Source organism: Pedobacter sp. G11 (assembly GCF_003860265.1).
Lineage (GTDB): Bacteria > Bacteroidota > Bacteroidia > Sphingobacteriales > Sphingobacteriaceae > Pedobacter > Pedobacter agri.
The window spans coordinates 3,390,124-3,405,541 of record NZ_CP034190.1; the positions used below are offsets into that span (position 1 = coordinate 3,390,124).

The 15,418-nt window shown below is 40.9% G+C and carries 15 protein-coding genes; 6 read left to right on the forward strand and 9 right to left on the reverse strand.

Going from position 1 to position 15,418, the window contains the following annotated elements; translation table 11 throughout:
- From moaA to EA772_RS14675, 6 genes are read right to left on the reverse strand one after another with little or no spacing between them, the layout of a single operon-like run.
- Window positions 1–981: a GTP 3',8-cyclase MoaA gene (moaA, locus tag EA772_RS14650; RefSeq protein ID WP_124913859.1), complete on the reverse strand. Its 981-nt coding sequence runs from the start codon at window positions 979–981 to the stop codon at window positions 1–3.
- Window positions 978–1,568, reverse strand: coding sequence for an NTP transferase domain-containing protein (locus EA772_RS14655; RefSeq protein WP_124913860.1), 591 nt, complete (start codon window positions 1,566–1,568; stop codon window positions 978–980). The genes moaA and EA772_RS14655 overlap by 4 nt, the downstream gene beginning before the upstream one ends.
- A gap of 8 nt (window positions 1,569–1,576) precedes the next feature.
- Window positions 1,577–2,674, reverse strand: coding sequence for an XdhC family protein (locus EA772_RS14660; RefSeq protein ID WP_124913861.1), 1,098 nt, complete (start codon window positions 2,672–2,674; stop codon window positions 1,577–1,579).
- Between the two features lie 40 nt (window positions 2,675–2,714).
- Complete coding sequence (locus tag EA772_RS14665) at window positions 2,715–4,874, reverse strand: molybdopterin cofactor-binding domain-containing protein (protein ID WP_124913862.1); 2,160 nt, start codon at window positions 4,872–4,874, stop codon at window positions 2,715–2,717.
- Window positions 4,875–4,903: 29 nt separating this feature from the next.
- The gene (locus EA772_RS14670) at window positions 4,904–5,548 is read right to left on the reverse strand and encodes a hypothetical protein (protein ID WP_124913863.1); all 645 of its coding nucleotides are present in this window, start codon (window positions 5,546–5,548) and stop codon (window positions 4,904–4,906) included.
- Window positions 5,548–6,021, reverse strand: a complete 474-nt coding sequence (locus EA772_RS14675; protein WP_010600384.1) for a (2Fe-2S)-binding protein — start codon at window positions 6,019–6,021, stop codon at window positions 5,548–5,550. Before EA772_RS14675 ends, EA772_RS14670 begins: the two co-directional genes overlap by 1 nt.
- 290 nt (window positions 6,022–6,311) lie before the next feature.
- Between EA772_RS14675 and modA the strand changes: the two genes are divergently transcribed.
- Genes modA through EA772_RS14690 form a run of 3 tightly spaced genes read left to right on the forward strand, consistent with a single transcriptional unit; the run spans window position 6,312 to window position 8,391 of the window.
- Complete coding sequence (gene modA, locus EA772_RS14680; RefSeq protein WP_124913864.1) at window positions 6,312–7,085, forward strand: molybdate ABC transporter substrate-binding protein; 774 nt, start codon at window positions 6,312–6,314, stop codon at window positions 7,083–7,085.
- A gap of 8 nt (window positions 7,086–7,093) precedes the next feature.
- On the forward strand, window positions 7,094–7,765 hold the full coding sequence (gene modB / locus EA772_RS14685; protein ID WP_124913865.1) for a molybdate ABC transporter permease subunit: 672 nt from the start codon (window positions 7,094–7,096) through the stop codon (window positions 7,763–7,765).
- Window positions 7,762–8,391 (forward strand): ATP-binding cassette domain-containing protein, encoded by a 630-nt coding sequence (locus tag EA772_RS14690; protein ID WP_124913866.1) that lies wholly within the window; start codon window positions 7,762–7,764, stop codon window positions 8,389–8,391. Before modB ends, EA772_RS14690 begins: the two co-directional genes overlap by 4 nt.
- 47 nt (window positions 8,392–8,438) lie before the next feature.
- Here the strand turns inward: EA772_RS14690 and EA772_RS14695 are convergent, their stop codons facing one another.
- From EA772_RS14695 to EA772_RS14705, 3 genes are read right to left on the reverse strand one after another with little or no spacing between them, the layout of a single operon-like run.
- Complete coding sequence (locus EA772_RS14695) at window positions 8,439–10,676, reverse strand: xanthine dehydrogenase family protein molybdopterin-binding subunit (protein WP_124913867.1); 2,238 nt, start codon at window positions 10,674–10,676, stop codon at window positions 8,439–8,441.
- A 16-nt stretch (window positions 10,677–10,692) separates the two neighbouring features.
- On the reverse strand, window positions 10,693–11,712 hold the full coding sequence (locus EA772_RS14700; protein WP_124913868.1) for a xanthine dehydrogenase family protein subunit M: 1,020 nt from the start codon (window positions 11,710–11,712) through the stop codon (window positions 10,693–10,695).
- A complete protein-coding gene (locus tag EA772_RS14705) occupies window positions 11,705–12,220 on the reverse strand; it encodes a (2Fe-2S)-binding protein (protein ID WP_124913869.1) in 516 nt (171 codons plus the stop codon). The genes EA772_RS14700 and EA772_RS14705 overlap by 8 nt, the downstream gene beginning before the upstream one ends.
- Before the next feature lie 279 nt (window positions 12,221–12,499).
- Here EA772_RS14705 and EA772_RS14710 point away from each other — a divergent pair, with 279 nt between their 5' ends.
- Genes EA772_RS14710 through EA772_RS14720 form a run of 3 tightly spaced genes read left to right on the forward strand, consistent with a single transcriptional unit; the run spans window position 12,500 to window position 15,409 of the window.
- Window positions 12,500–13,291, forward strand: a complete 792-nt coding sequence (locus EA772_RS14710; protein ID WP_124913870.1) for a hypothetical protein — start codon at window positions 12,500–12,502, stop codon at window positions 13,289–13,291.
- Between the two features lie 10 nt (window positions 13,292–13,301).
- The gene (locus EA772_RS14715) at window positions 13,302–13,817 is read left to right on the forward strand and encodes a hypothetical protein (RefSeq protein WP_124913871.1); all 516 of its coding nucleotides are present in this window, start codon (window positions 13,302–13,304) and stop codon (window positions 13,815–13,817) included.
- Between the two features lie 8 nt (window positions 13,818–13,825).
- Complete coding sequence (locus EA772_RS14720) at window positions 13,826–15,409, forward strand: ankyrin repeat domain-containing protein (RefSeq protein WP_124913872.1); 1,584 nt, start codon at window positions 13,826–13,828, stop codon at window positions 15,407–15,409.
- Window positions 15,410–15,418 lie beyond the last annotated feature (9 nt).

The following is a 15,418-nucleotide window of genomic DNA, read 5'->3' on the forward strand; positions in this document are numbered from 1 at the left end:
TTATCCGCCAATGGTAATCATGCTTCTATTGTTGAGGAGGGTAGCGTCCAGGTTTTCGAAATGTTTACCTAACTGCCCGCCAAGTTCTTTTTCTTTAGCCCAAATGGAAGCCTTGATCAGTGGGAGTACATCTTGTCCGGCTCTTAGCGGATTTAGAAGATCTGTTTCGCCTACTGAGAAAAGACAGTTTTTCAATTTCCCATCGGCAGTGAGCCGCATGCGATTGCAGGTGCTGCAAAAAGGAGCAGTCATGGTACTAATTACGGCAAAAGAACCTTCATGACCAGGAATCATAAAATGTTTAGCGGTATCATGGGGTGCAGATTTTACAGGTAGAACCACGAAATCCTTCTCCACAACGGCTAAAATTTCTTCTAAAGAAAACATTTTGTTACTCGTCCATTTGTTGCCCGTAAAAGGCATAAATTCTATAAATCTAATTTGAATGGGATTATGTTTTGTCCAGTTTATAAAATCTTTAATTTCACCATCGTTTAATCCTTTCATCACCACCATATTAATTTTAACAGCGATTTTATGTTGCAATAACAGTTCAATATTGCTTCTTACCTGATGAAAAACGTCTCTTCTGGTGATGGTGAAAAATTTATCAGGTTGTAAGGTATCTAAACTGATGTTCACCGTTTTTATGCCTGCTTCTAAAAGTACAGGAAGCATTTCTGCGATCCGGGTGCCATTGGTGGTGATCACCAGTTCAACCGGGAGTTTCCCCAGGGCCAGGATAATCTCCGCAGCGTCTTTGCGTACCAACGGTTCACCACCGGTTAACCTGATTTTTTTAACGCCTTGATCTACAAAGGTTTTAGCCAATGCAAAAACTTCGGCTGGTTGCATCAATCGCGAAGCGGGCGTAAAATCATAATCTTCTTCAGGCATACAATAAAAGCAGCGGAAGTTGCAATTATCGGTTAGCGATATTCGTAAATAATCATGTACTCTTCCAAACGCATCTGCTATCATTGATGATTAATTAAGTTGTGATAATCTGTTGCCGTATCGATATCGATATGACCGAGCTCAAAAGGAATAGATGATACATCATCAAGATGTTGTTTGATGATATTTTTTGCACCGCCTGAACCCTGTAAATTTAGTAATTTATTGAAGTATTTCTTGTTGAACAACGCGGGAGTGCCTGTTGTTTGCAAATAATGAGCAGTGACAATGTTTTTATTTTCAGATTTGAATTTTTGATACAATGCTTCCAGAATATGAGAAGTGATATGCACCTGGTCGGCTACGGTTATGATAACATTTTCTGTATCTGAAAAATCTTTTAAAATCACATTCATCCCGGTTGCGATACTTGATGACATCCCTGTTTTCCAATTTTCATTAAGCACAAATGTGATCCGGGCATAATGGTGAGCATCTATGATTTCCTTCGCATGGGCACCAAGTACAACAATAATCGGGCTAAAGCTGGTTGGTACAGCCGCCAGGATTGCAATATCCAGAAACGTTTGCCCTTTATATTGGAGCAGTTGTTTTGGCCTGCCCATTCTGCTCGAATTTCCTGCTGCCAGAATGATGATTGCGGTTTTCATAATTGACGCTATTCGTAAGAATGAATGGACTGTGTTTTTTCTTTAAGCATTTTTGAAGAAGCACCGGAAAACACTGCTTTAATTTCTGCAATGATCGATACAGCAATTTCTTCAGCAGTTTCTGCACCAATGTCTAATCCGACTGGGCCATTTACTTTTGCAATTTCATCACTTTTCCCTAATTCATCGAGCATTCGCAACAGCTTTTTCTTTGGGCCCAATGTACCGATGTAAGGTACATTAGTTTCCAATAAAATATTTAACAACTCGATGTCATAGTTATAATTATGTGTCATTAACACGAATGCGGTTTGGCGATCTATTTCGATATTAGCTAAGATTTCTTTGGGTTTTGCCACCAGAATGCTTTTTGCGCTTGGAAACCTTTGCAAGGTGCAATGCGTTTGCCGCCCATCAATTACCGTGATTTCCCATCCGAGGATGTTGGCCATAGACACAAGTGGCTGGGCATCGTTTCCTGCTCCGGCAATGATCAGCTGGATGGGTGGCGGAATAAACTCAATTAAAGCATCGTAGTTTTTCCCTTCGATGCTATACGTTTCTATCCGCGATAATTTCAATTTCAATACGTCGAAAGCATCATTTTTTATTGAGCCAGCTATTTCGGGAATATTTCTCTCTAAAATGGAGTCTTCGCGGAATAGCATGACAGAACCAGGCTGAGTTTTATCTTCGAGGGAGAAAAGCGTTACAAAAACACAATTTTCACGTTTGCTGTTGGCTGCTTTTAATAATTCAATCGGATTAAACTGATCATCGCTGAAAATGGGTTCAAACAAAATATGAACAATTCCATTACAGCCTAACTGCACCCCGAACTTAGCATCGTCTTCATCCGTTGTATCGTAGGTTACCAATTTATTTTCGCCCTGATGAATAGCAGAAAGTGCTTTGCGAAGTGCATCACCTTCTAAACAACCACCACTGATTGCGCCTGTCAGCATGCCATCGTCAGTAACGAGCATTCTGGCGCCTGCTCTTCTGTAGGAGGAACCTTCTACTTTGACTACAGTTGCCAATGCTGTTTTCCGGTTTTCTTTTACAGCACTATGGTAAGCACTAATGATGTCAACTATTTCTTTCATAGGGTAATTTAAGCCATATTTAGCTTCAGATAAAATTAAACTAAATACTTGCCATATCAAAAGGTAGTTTTCTAATGCGTTTGCCCGTTAGATCGAATATTGCTTCAGTTAGGGCAGGAGCGAAGGGAGGTAATCCCGGTTCGCCTATACCGCCTGCATCCGAATTATTTTCCATAATATGTATTTTGATTGGTGGAATATCGGTTAGTCTCGGCATTTTGTAATCATAAAAATTGCGCTGTTCTACCAAACCATCTTTAAAAGTAATTTCGTGAATGGTTGCCGCCCCTAAGCCCATTACAATGGCGCCTTCAATCTGGGCATGAATAATATCCGGATTGACATACCATCCGCAATCTACCACTGCCCAAACCTGATCAATTTTTAGTTTTTCGCCTTTCTTTTTCGAAACTTTGACTACCTGAGCGACTGTTGTACCAAAACATTCTGTGATGGCAATGCCGAAACCTTTGGTTTTTCCTTTGTTCCTCCAGCCTGAAACTTCCTCAATTTTATCAATCAGTTTAGCAGCCCTCTCTTCTTTAAGATATTGGCGCCTGAATGCAAGTGGATCTTTACCCGCTTTATGGGCCAGCTCATTAACAAAACTTTCATAGGCGAAACCATTTGTAGAGGCATACACCGAGCGCCAGAACATAGTTGGAACTGGCGTTTGAAAAGGAACATCAGCAAAACTAATGTTTTTGATGGTTTCGAAATATGGTTTTAGCCAGCCTTCGGAAGTACTTCTATTTGCTTTACCATTATCGCCAGAGCGGAAATGATCATTGTTTTGTCCAGCCATGCGAAATTTTACGGCGCTGACTTCATTATTTTCAATTACACCCTGGCAACGATAGGAAATGCCCGGGCGGAATGGCCCTTGTGTGATATCATCCTCTCTGGCCCAAATTACCTGCACAGGCAAGCCGATGGCTTTAGAAATTACCAATGCTTCGTGCGGGTAGTCCATTAAGGCCTTTCTGCCGAAACCGCCACCCAAAAAAGTCATGTTTACAATCACTTTATCAAAGGCAATTCCCATTTTTTTACTGATGTAATCCTGAATCCAGTTGGGTGCCTGTACCGGTCCCCAAATTTCAACCGTATCGCCGCGATGATGACCAATACAATTCAAAGGTTCCATGGTTGCATGAGATTGATAAGGTGTTTCATAAACAACATCCAGAATATCTTTCGAACGGTTAATTATACCATTGGGATCGCCTTGTGTTTTTAATAAACGCCCTTCTTCGGTTTTTAAAACTTCGCGTTGTTTGCGATAGATTTCAGGCGTGTTCACATGCTCGAAACCGCTATCGTCCCATTCTATTTTCAACGCCTTTTTGCCTTGCAATGCCGCCCAGGTAGAAGTGGCAATCACGGCAACACCTTCTCTATCCATATCATAAACCCCCATGGCAATCTTGATCACATTGGTAACACCAGGAACTTTACGTGCTTCAGTATCATCTAAACTTTTAATCTTTCCCCTTAATCTTGGATTACGCTCTACGGCGGCAAATACCATTCCGGGAATTCGTTTGTCGATTCCAAAGATTGCCTGTCCGTTAGTTTTAAGTGGCGTATCTTTCCGGTGAAGCGGTTTGCCGATTAATTTATAAGCAGAGCGAGGTTTTAATGTGACATCTTTTGGTGCCTGTAGTTTGGAGGCATCTACCACCAGTTCGCCGTAATGAAACTTTTTATCAGAAGGTTTGTGGATTACATGACCTGATGCCGCATAGCATTCTATAACGGGTACTGACCATTTTGCAGCTGCTGCCATGATTAATACTTGTCGTGCTGAGGCACTTAATTTCAGCAGGTTTTTGTAAGCGCCACGAATGGTTGAGCTACCACCTGTTAACTGGCTGCCATATTTTTTCTCGTTACCTTGTGCAAACTGGATATCTACCGATGCTAAATCTACCTCAAGCTCTTCGGCAATGATTTGTGCAATAGAGTGATAAACACCCTGGCCCATTTCTGCCCGATGACTTACGAGGGTGATTTGTCCGGATGGTTTAATCAAAATCCAAGCAGTAAGCTCAGTGTAAATATCTGCTGCCACGGCTTCTTCTTCACTCATTACCATTGCCACTGCGGCATCAGGCAAATATAAACCCAGAAATAAGCCTGCACTTCCTAATCCTGCGGTTCTTAAAAAATTTCTTCTCGAAACTTGTGGTGTGCTCATATTATGTTGTTTTCTAAAAGAAAATAAGGTTATTTTTTTGGCGCATAGGCACCTGTTGTAAGCCAGGTAATCCAGGCCTTTTTAAATTCTGCATGGCTCATTGGCGGTAGTGTTCTTCCCTCGCCAGGATTCCAACCGGCCAGCACTAATCCATCATCAGCATGTTCTATTAATTTTTTAATGTCTTTATTTCCATTCTGCTTCGGATTAACTAGCTGTTTGGCTAGCTGATATGGTGTTCTGCCTTGAAAAACCATTTTCATATTTGCTGGTGGCAAATGCCAGTTTGGATTTCCCGGAGGCGTATTTTTACCAGGTGTATTGGTAGGTTGGTGGCAATTGGCACATTTCATGGCGAAAACACCTTTTCCCTCTACACCTCGCTGTGGATTCATGGTATGTAAGTGGCTGTCATCGCCCTGAAGCGGAATATCTCCTGATGGATGGCAATTCATGCATCGAGGGCTCATTAGTACCCGGTAAACTTTTTTAAACGCTGCTACCGATGCTACACTATCTTTTACTACGACAATTTTCTTTTCGGGCTCAACAGGCTTATTATCATCATGTAAAGCAAAAGCCATGATCGTTACCAGTGAGAGCATGATCATCATAATGTAGGCGATCCGCATGATGCCTGTATGGCCTTTGAGCAGATTTTTTAATTTTATCATCACTTTGCCATTCCTCCTTTCCTGGTTATTTCAGCTGCCATGTGGATGGCTTTGCGGATTCGTGGATACGTTCCACAGCGGCAAATGTTGCCTGACATGGCCTGATCTATATCTTCATCGGTCGGATCCGGTTTCTCCCGCAGTAAAACAGCAGCAGACATGATCTGACCTGAATGACAATAACCGCACTGTGGTACATCTGCTTCATTCCATGCGAGTTGTAAAGGATGATCATTGTTTTTTGATAAACCCTCGATGGTTAAAATCTTTTGGTTTTGCGCTCTTGAAACTTTTGTTACGCAGGAGCGAACAGCCTCACCATTTAAGTGCACTACACAAGCGCCACATTGTGCCACGCCACAGCCAAATTTAGTGCCGGTTAGCCCAACCAGATCTCTGATAGCCCATAATAGAGGCATCTCTGGATCTGCGTCGATATTATAATTTTGATCGTTAATGTTCAAAGAAATCATTTTGTTAGTTTTAGTGTTGCATTAGCGGAGTTGGAAAATAAGGTCTATTCATGGCCTCCGCTAATCGTAATTTTTCGCTAACTAATTTACAAATAACATGCTCAAGTGTTTGCCTATTCAGTAATATTGGTACATAAAAAGTAATTATGGTAATCTTATATTCTTAGGCGTTTTAATGGCGAGGTATTGTCTTAGGATTTTCACTGAATCTTAAACCTATTTTAATACTTGTTGTTTGTAGCTAAAAGGCTAAATTTAGCCTGTTTCAAAAAAATATTCAACTGAACTAGATGCTTAGATATTATAAAATTGCCAGGATTCTTATACTTTTTACCTTTTTGATTGCTTTGCAGATTAAAGGATATGCGCAGCCACTTCGTGTGGCAGTAGCTGCAAATGCCCAAAGCGTCATTAAAAAGCTGCAAGCTGATTTTAAAAAACGTACTGGTATAGAACTCGAAGTAATTATCGGTGCATCAGGAAAGCTCACCGCACAAATAATGAATGGTGCTCCATATGAAATATTTCTTTCTGCAGATACTGAATTTCCAGATCAGTTGTTTGCGAAGGGCTATGGGTTGAAGTCGCCAAAGGTGTATGCTTTAGGAAGTTTAATTGTTTGCGGATCGGTTAAAGGGGAGGTGAAGAACTGGCAATCACTTTTAAAAAGTAGCCAAGTGAAAAAAATTGCGATTGCAAACCCAAAAACAGCACCTTATGGCAAAGCTGCACAAGAATCCCTTAAATTCTTCGGACTGGAAAATGACATTGCTTCGAAACTGGTATTTGGAGAGAGTATCTCGCAAGTGAATACCTATATTCAAACAAGCGCTGTCGAAGTCGGTTTTACCACGGAGGCATTCCTTTACGAACGGGTTGACCATTCAAAGGTAAAGTGGGTGAGGGTAGATCCAAAAAGTTACGGTAAAATTGAGCAGGCAGCTATTTTGCTTAAATATGCCAATCAAACCAATTTGGATAAGGCTACACAGTTTTATAATTATCTCTCTTCTCCATCGGCTAGGAAAATAATCGATGCAAATGGCTATCACTTACCACTATAAAATTAAGCATGAATCTCGACCCCATTTGGCTGAGTATGAAACTCGCTTTAATTACGACAATTTTTCTGCTCATCCTCGGAATTCCGATTGCATACTGGCTCTCCAGGAAACAAAGTATTTTGAAATTAGTCACAGAGGCCATTATCACCATGCCACTGGTATTGCCACCTTCCGTCCTTGGGTTTTACCTGCTTTTAGCTTTCAGTCCGAATAACGCATTTGGGAAATGGTTGCAGCTTCATTTTAACCTGCAGCTGGTTTTCTCTTTCAAAGGATTAATTTTGGCATCAATTATTTATAGTCTACCATTTATGATTAGCCCGATAAAGGCTGCATTTTCACATTTACCCCAATCCATTGCTGAAGCATCATACGTTATGGGAAAATCGAAAACAAAAACCTTTTTCGCCGTATTGCTTCCAAATATTAAACCATCTATTTACACGGCGGCCGTATTAACCTTTGCCCATACCCTTGGCGAATTTGGTGTGGTGCTGATGATTGGAGGAAATATTCCGGGAGAAACTAAAGTTGCATCCATTGCCATTTATGATGCTGTCGAAACCATGGATTATCAGGCTGCAAACGTTTATGCCATGATTTTATTTGCCATCACTTTTATCATTGTTATTGGCGTATTTGTAATTAATAGAAATGCTGTTAAAAGTCCCTTCGAATGATAAAAATTGCAGTTGAGAAAAAAGTAGGTGGTAAATATGGCCATTTTGAGTTAGTAGTAGATACAGGTTTTCAGTTAAATAAAACAACCAGAATACTTGGTCCATCGGGAGTGGGGAAGACAACACTTCTCAAAATTCTAGCAGGTCTGGTGCTTCCTGATTTAGGAAAGGTGGTGTTTGAAAACGAGCTTTGGTATGACGGGGAAAGAGCTTATTCTAAGAAAGTACAGGATCGTGGTGTTGGATTTGTCTTTCAGGATTATGCATTATTTCCAAACATGAGCGTGGAAAAACATCTTCAGTATGGAAGCAATGATCCATCTTACATTTCCCGTTTACTCGAACTTGGTGAGATGACGAAAATGCGGGATAAACTGCCCAGGCAACTTTCTGGAGGCCAACAACAACGTTTAGCAATCATGAGAGCCCTATCTACAAAACCAAAACTCCTTTTGATGGATGAGCCATTTGCAGCACTTGATAGCCAGCTGAAACACCGTTTAATTAGCGGGCTCAAACTTCTTTTTGCCGAGCAGCAAACTACTGTCATCGTGGTGACCCATCAGGAAGATGAACTAAGTGACGAAAATAGTCTGGAGTTTACATTAACTACTAAGGAAGACTAAGCGGATTAATTGATTGTGCCTTAGTAGTTAATGCGGTTGCTTAGTTGTTAAATCAATTCATCGAAATGGATGGGTAATCTGTAAATTCTTTTACCTGTAGCATTAAAAATTGCGTTAGAAATGGCGGCAGGCATTCCTACCAGGCCAATTTCACCCACACCTTTCGTACCGATTTCATTGATCAGGTCATCTTTTTCATCTGCAAAAATCACATCGAGCTGGTTAATATCGGCGTGTACCGGAATATGATATTCTCCGAGATTGGCATTAACGTATTTACCCAAGTGATCATCCATAATGGTTTCCTCATGTAAGGCTTTGCTAATCCCCCAAACCATTGATCCTGAAATTTGGCTTTTTGCAGTTTTTGGGTTGATAATTTTCCCTGCGGCAACGGCCGTTACTGCTCTGGTCACCGTTATTGTACCGAGATCCTGATCTACTTCTACTTCTACAAAGGAAGCGCTATGTGTGGCCAAACTGTATTTCCTCAGTTTAAGCATGTGCGGTTTCCCTAGGTTAGTCGTTTTAATGGCTTTACCTTTATTAAAGGCGATAATTTCTTTTAGCGAAATAAAAACTTCAGGTTGATCTTTTAGGTGCATTTTTCCTTCACTAAAAATCACTTCATCTTCTTTTGCTTTTTTAAATGGTGAAGCATCCATTTCTGCCGCTTTCCTTAATAGTTTTTTGCGCAAGGCTTTTGCTGCAACTACAATGGCAACTCCGGTAGATGAAGTAATGGCTGAGCCACCCTGAAACATTGAAAACGGCTTTTTACTGTCTCCGTATTGAAAATCAACCTCTTCTAAAGAAAGTCCAAGCTCATCGGCTGCAATTTGAGTCATCACGGTTAATGTTCCTGTTCCAATATCGGTGGTGGCATTATTCAGCACCATTCTGCCATCTTTGGTAATCATGGCTTCCACCCGTGCCGGAAACTGAAAGGCGTCCCAGATTCCTGTAGCCATTCCAAAGCCTACCAATTTATTGCCCCGTTTCATGGCCCGTGGTTCCGGGTTTCGGTTGCTCCACCCAAACTTTTCGGCAGCTTCCAGGTAACAAGCCCTAAGCGCTTTGCTGGTGTATGGTTTTTTGCTAGAGGGATCCATCTCCGAATAATTGATCAGGCGGAGTTCCAACGGATCGATTTTAAGCTGATGGGCGAGTTCATCCATGGTACATTCAATGGCATGAAGCGCTGTACTGCCTCCGGGCGCCCGCATATCCATCGGGGTGTAAACATCTAACGGAACAAGGTTATGCTCAAAAAGTGTATTTGGTGATGGATATAGTTTATGGCTCCAATTTGCTGTCGGCTCCGTGTAATCTTCAAAATTAGATGTTTCTGCAAAGGCACTATGGCCAAGTGCTATGATTTTGCCATTGATATCACTACCAAAACGCATTTTTTGTATGGCTGGCGGCCGATGGCTGAAAGAAAACATTTGTTTCCGATCCAACACCACCCGCACATTTCGTTTTAAGTGGAGTGCTGCCATTACACAAAGAAACAGTTGGTACTGCGGACGAAGCCCTGAACCGAATGCACCGCCCACAAAAGGAGCCAGAACCCTTACATCCTTATAATGCAAACCGAAAATATTGGCCACATACAATTGATTGTTAATGGTACCTTGTGTTTTATCGTAAATGGTCAGTTTTCCTTCTCCTTCATATACGGTGGTTGTAGCGAAAAGCTCAATTGGATTATGATGTTCAGTGTTGTGTTGAAATTCCGTTTTCACTTTACAGGCAGCTTTCTCAAAAGCGTTTTCGAAGTCGCCGGTAGGAGGAGGCGGTGGTGGTTTCAACGCTGTAGCGAAGCCTTTCTTGGCCGGCCGGGCTTTATCGAGATTGTTTCTTAAATTGGTTTCAAAAGTTTCCTGCTGAAATTCAAATATAATTTGGGTAGAAGCATACCTGGCCGTTTCAAAATCCTCAGCTACTACTAACGCAATCGGTTGACCGTTGTATAGGATGTTTTCGTCATACAAGGGTTTGAAAACGGTCCCTGGTGGCGCATCCATATCAGTATATTGCAAATCAAACCATGCCAGTTTTGTGCGGTTTTGATGCGAGAGCACATCCTTAACACCAGGAATACGAAGTGCTTTTGAAATATCAATATTTAAAATTTTGCCTTTTGTAATTGGGCTGCTCACCACATACCCATGTAACAAATCGTCTACCTCGTACTCGGCCGCATATTTTGCAACACCTGTTACCTTTAACTTTCCTTCCAGTCGGCTAATGGGTTGTCCTACAGTTTTGTTTAAATCCATTTTAATTTTTTTGGTTTTATGCTGATGGCTGCGCACCAGGAAGCTGAGATTCTGGATTTAAAGCCATCAACCCGTTACGAACAATTGCTCTTTTGGCAAGCTTTATTTTAAAATCATTGTGTCCATGTCCTGTTGCACCGCTTAAAATAATATCTGCTGCAAGGTCGAAATTCTCTGCATTTGCAATTTTGCCTCGCAAAAAGTCTTCAGCTTCTGCTGAACGCCAGGGTTTATGCGCCACGCCGCCAAGTGCAATTCTGGCTTCTTTAATGGTATCTCCATCGAGCTCCAGTGCTGTTGCAATGGATACCAGCGCAAAAGCATACGAATGGCGGTCGCGTAGTTTCAGGTACGAATAGTTTGCTGCGAATCCTTTTTCCGGAAGATCAATAGAAACAATCAGCTCGTGAGGTTTAAGGTTGTTATCCAGGTCTGGCCGATCATCTGGTAATCGATGAAAGTCTGCAAAGTTAATGCTGCGGTTTCCTTCCGGACCAGCAACGTTCACTAGTGCATCCAAAGCAGCCAGAGCCACACACATATCAGATGGGAAAACAGCAATGCAATGTTCACTGGCGCCTAAAATTGCATGAATCCTGTTATATCCCTCTTTGGCAGGACAACCAGAACCCGGAACGCGTTTGTTACAGGGCACTTCAGGATCATAAAAATAATAACATCTCGTTCGCTGTAACAGGTTGCCTCCATTACTGGCCATATTCCTGATTTGCGCCGATGCGCCTGCCAGAATTGCTTTCGAAAGTAGCGGATATTTTTGTTCTACCACAGGATGGTAAGCGGTGTCTGCATTTTTAAATCCCGCTCCAAGTCGCAGCCCTCCATTTTCCAGTTCCCGAATTTCTGACAGTTCAGCGATGCGATTGATGTCAATCAGTTCAGTAGGGTTGGTGATGTTATATTTCCACAGATCAATCAGGTTAGTGCCACCTGCCAAAAACCGGGATCCGTCATGATTTTCAATAAGGTTAATCGCCTCGACTGAAGTTGTAGCTTGTTTATATTCGAAATTATTCACCGCTACCTCCGTCTTTTACCTGCATGATGGCATTAATAATACCTACGTTTGCACCACAGCGACAAAGATTTCCACTCATCAACTCTTTTACTTCTTCTCGTGAATTGGCTTTGCCTTCTTTTATCAGGCCAATGGCGCTGCATATTTGGCCCGGAGTACAATAACCACATTGAAATGCATCATGGTCTATAAAAGCTTGTTGTATCGGATGTAAATTCTCGCCTTGCGCAACGCCCTCAACGGTAGTAATTTCAGATCCGTTTTTCATTACAGCCAATGTAAGGCAACTCAGAATTCGTTTGCCATCGCAGATTACCGTACAGGCGCCACATTGTCCATGATCACAACCCTTTTTAGTTCCGGTCAAATGTAAATGGTCACGCAATCCATCCAGCAGGCTTACCCATGGCAGGATGAACAGTTTTTTATCTTCTCCGTTAACCTTCAAATTCACTGCACAAGTATTTTGCTTGGTGAAGAGATGGTCTTGTGATTCTGTTTGCATCATAAGAAATTGTTAGTTGTACTTCCGTTCTGCTAACATCAAAAAACGATGATAAGTTTTGCCTTTTTACGCTGTCTTAATTCATCATTGTTGCCAATCGATCTTCAGGTTTAGATTTCATCATTCCATTTTCAAATAGTGAATACATACCGACGAATTCTCAATCATATCCAGCGAATTTCAATTCAGCCTTATTTTAATTCATTAGGGGTGCTATTTTACATTACGAAACTGAATAATTGAGGTTTTGGCTTTTTATCAAATCAAAAGAAATGAAATATTATGGGTTGGGACATTAGCTATCATCCAATTGATGAAGAACAAATGAAGGCTTGGTACTTCGATGTATTGGAAGAGAAAGCACTAGTTAATACATTGGCAAGCGAACACGGCATTGAAGATTTTTATCAGCAAAAATACATCGATACCATAAATGTGGCTTTAGAAACTGGTTCGGATGATAATTTCGAACATACACACGGCTATTACATTGCGGTTATTCAAGGTTTCTTCGAGAAATATTTTTACGTACGCGGAGGTGCATTGTCTTTTGCCGAGAGCGATGTGTTTCAAAAATATTTCAAGCCGTGGGAAGCGATTATTCCGGAAGATAGATTTGCCCAAAAAATTCATAACCGTATTGTAGAAAACTATAGTTCGGGAGTCTACATTCCTAAAGAGAAAGTAACACAGCTATTAAATGATTATAAAAATGATGCGGTTATTAAAACAGCATTGGACGAACTTTTTTCGCATGGGCGCATTGCAGTGTTTTTAAAAGCTTTGGCTTACGCTGATGGAAAAGGTTTAGGGCTGTTAGAAGCAACAGAAGTAGTAGAGCCTAATCCGCTAGATTTAAACAGTTCTGCTTGCTATTCTAATTTGTTTAATTGCGATCCTGAGGGAGCACGCCTTTATCAAGACACGGCAATGACTCAGTTTGCAGAAATTGAAAAACGAGAAGGTTTGGCAGAAGGAACCATAATAAACAACGCAGAGCACGTGGTAAACCATATCCAACCTGTAGAACCAAAAAAGGAAAAAGGATTTTGGAAAAAATTATTTGGTAAATAAATCCGAAGATATGCTTATCGATAAAAATAATTCAGAAAACGAGTTAAATCCAACAAAGTTGGAGGCTGATGGTATGATGTACATTCAAACCAATCAGTGGCTTTTGGCTTACTCGGCTTTTGTTCATTTATATAAAAACTCAAAAGATAAATCGGTAGCCTTATTATACAATATGGCGCTATGCCATTACTCGGCCAAAGAATATTCAAAAGCTATCGCGATGTTGGGAGAGGCGCAGATGAAAATCGCTACGCCATCAGCTTTGCAAAATAACACAAATCTTTTACCAGATAATTTATTAACGGATGAATATGACAACCGCTTTTATCGCCTTGCGTTAAACGAAACCGCAATTGCCTTAACTAATAGTATTATCAAATTACGCATCCGCAGGTTGCTGGTCGATTTAAATTTGGAACTCGAAAACTGGCAGGAAATCATTCGTTTATCGGCTTTGCCTGATATGGAAAAATGTAAAAACGTACAGGAAGCGTTGGCTATCGCAAAATCTAAAACAAACACCTAAGAAAACAAATGAATTTATATCAAATAGAACAAGCTTATATCCAGGGAAGAGATCTTGCCGAGATAAACGAACTATACAAAACCGAAATTGCCGATATTACCGAAGAACAGCAAGTGGAAGTTTGGAGGCAAGTTTGTGGTTTCGCCAATGTAGAAATGATTGATTATCTGATTGCGCAAGGTTGGCGAACCGCAGGCGTAGAAGATGGTAACGGCGATACGCTGTTGCACTTTTTAGCTACGCCACTGCGTAGTTATGATTACTTTATTGCTGAAAAGAGGGTTTACGAATGTACCAAAAAATTATTGGAAGCTAAGGTTAGTCCGCTCAGAAAAAATAGCCAGGGTGAAACCGCTTTAATGTTGGCCTCAAAAGTAGGTTATACCGAAATGCTGGAAGCATATGCCGAAACTGGTGCCAAAATAGATTTTACCGACCGTAATGGAAATACGATACTGCATATTTTAGCATCAAATTCTTCTTCTGCGATTTCTGATTATGAAAAATCCTTAGAACGTTTAATGATCCATCAGAGAGACGAAAACTATGATGAAAACAATCAGCGTCATCTTCAAGAGCGAAGACAATTAGAATGGAGGCACCATGTAGACAAAGCGAGGTTCAACCAATTTATCACATTCGCAATTGTAGGTAGAGAGTTTGGTATAGACCCTTTACAGCGCAATAACGAGAAAAGAACGGCTGTTGAGGTGGCTATTAGTCAGAAATCTAAATCTATTGGTGCGATTTTAAAGGGTGTAGATTTTAACGACCAAGAAAAGGTATCGCTATATTTTAACGCTGGCGGAATGGATTTACATCAAGCTTGTGCTGAAAAAGATTTGGAGGCAATTGATGCATTGATTAAGCTTGGCGAAAATGTAAATGATATTTACGATAAAGAAGGAGATCGGTTTAACGGAATGACGCCTTTAGCCATCGCGATGCAAAAACATTCAGTAGAAATTACGGATTTGTTATTGAAAAATGGAGCAGACGCCACAACTGTAGATAGCAAAGGCTGGCATCCTTTTAGGCATTTGTACGATATAAATTCTACCATTGCTGTTCACATCGACCTTTTCCATAACAAAGTATTCCAAAAAATATTAAAAGCCTATCTCGATGCAGGCTTCGATATCAACTCACTTTTAGATGATGAGGAGAACACGCTTTTAACCCTATCTGCCAAATACGCCGACCGTTTGATGATGCACAACAGCTATACGATTTCGAAAGTATTGCTTGATGAGGCAACTTATGCTGGCGCTGATGTAAATAAAACCAATCGCGATGGTATTTCTGCCTTGATGTATTTATGCGCAACCGGATTGGAACGTGGCGAAAAAAGCTTACTTACGCTTTTAGAGCAAGGCGCATCTACAGAACTCATCGATAAAAATGGCAAAACAGCCTTGATTTATGCGGTGAATAATGATAGAAAATCGGATGCGCAAACCTATTGCGAACTGATGGCAGAATTTGGAAATCTGCTGATTGATGCTAAAGATAATACCGAACAATCTGCGCTAGATTATGCCGTAGCCAAAGATAATGAAGCGCTTGTGGCCTGGTTAGTCGGAAAAATGTAATTCAAAAAC

Coding starts and splice junctions, on each gene's coding strand:
- EA772_RS14655 (WP_124913860.1), bottom strand. CDS start 1,568: ATGAAAACCGCAATCATCATTCTGGCAGCAGGAAATTCGAGCAGAATG.
- modA (WP_124913864.1), top strand. CDS start 6,312: ATGCTTAGATATTATAAAATTGCCAGGATTCTTATACTTTTTACCTTT.
- EA772_RS14665 (WP_124913862.1), bottom strand. CDS start 4,874: ATGAGCACACCACAAGTTTCGAGAAGAAATTTTTTAAGAACCGCAGGA.
- EA772_RS14705 (WP_124913869.1), bottom strand. CDS start 12,220: ATGATGCAAACAGAATCACAAGACCATCTCTTCACCAAGCAAAATACT.
- EA772_RS14695 (WP_124913867.1), bottom strand. CDS start 10,676: ATGGATTTAAACAAAACTGTAGGACAACCCATTAGCCGACTGGAAGGA.
- EA772_RS14720 (WP_124913872.1), top strand. CDS start 13,826: ATGAATTTATATCAAATAGAACAAGCTTATATCCAGGGAAGAGATCTT.
- EA772_RS14715 (WP_124913871.1), top strand. CDS start 13,302: ATGCTTATCGATAAAAATAATTCAGAAAACGAGTTAAATCCAACAAAG.
- modB (WP_124913865.1), top strand. CDS start 7,094: ATGAATCTCGACCCCATTTGGCTGAGTATGAAACTCGCTTTAATTACG.
- EA772_RS14660 (WP_124913861.1), bottom strand. CDS start 2,674: ATGAAAGAAATAGTTGACATCATTAGTGCTTACCATAGTGCTGTAAAA.
- EA772_RS14675 (WP_010600384.1), bottom strand. CDS start 6,021: ATGATTTCTTTGAACATTAACGATCAAAATTATAATATCGACGCAGAT.
- EA772_RS14710 (WP_124913870.1), top strand. CDS start 12,500: ATGGGTTGGGACATTAGCTATCATCCAATTGATGAAGAACAAATGAAG.
- EA772_RS14690 (WP_124913866.1), top strand. CDS start 7,762: ATGATAAAAATTGCAGTTGAGAAAAAAGTAGGTGGTAAATATGGCCAT.
- EA772_RS14670 (WP_124913863.1), bottom strand. CDS start 5,548: ATGATAAAATTAAAAAATCTGCTCAAAGGCCATACAGGCATCATGCGG.
- moaA (WP_124913859.1), bottom strand. CDS start 981: ATGATAGCAGATGCGTTTGGAAGAGTACATGATTATTTACGAATATCG.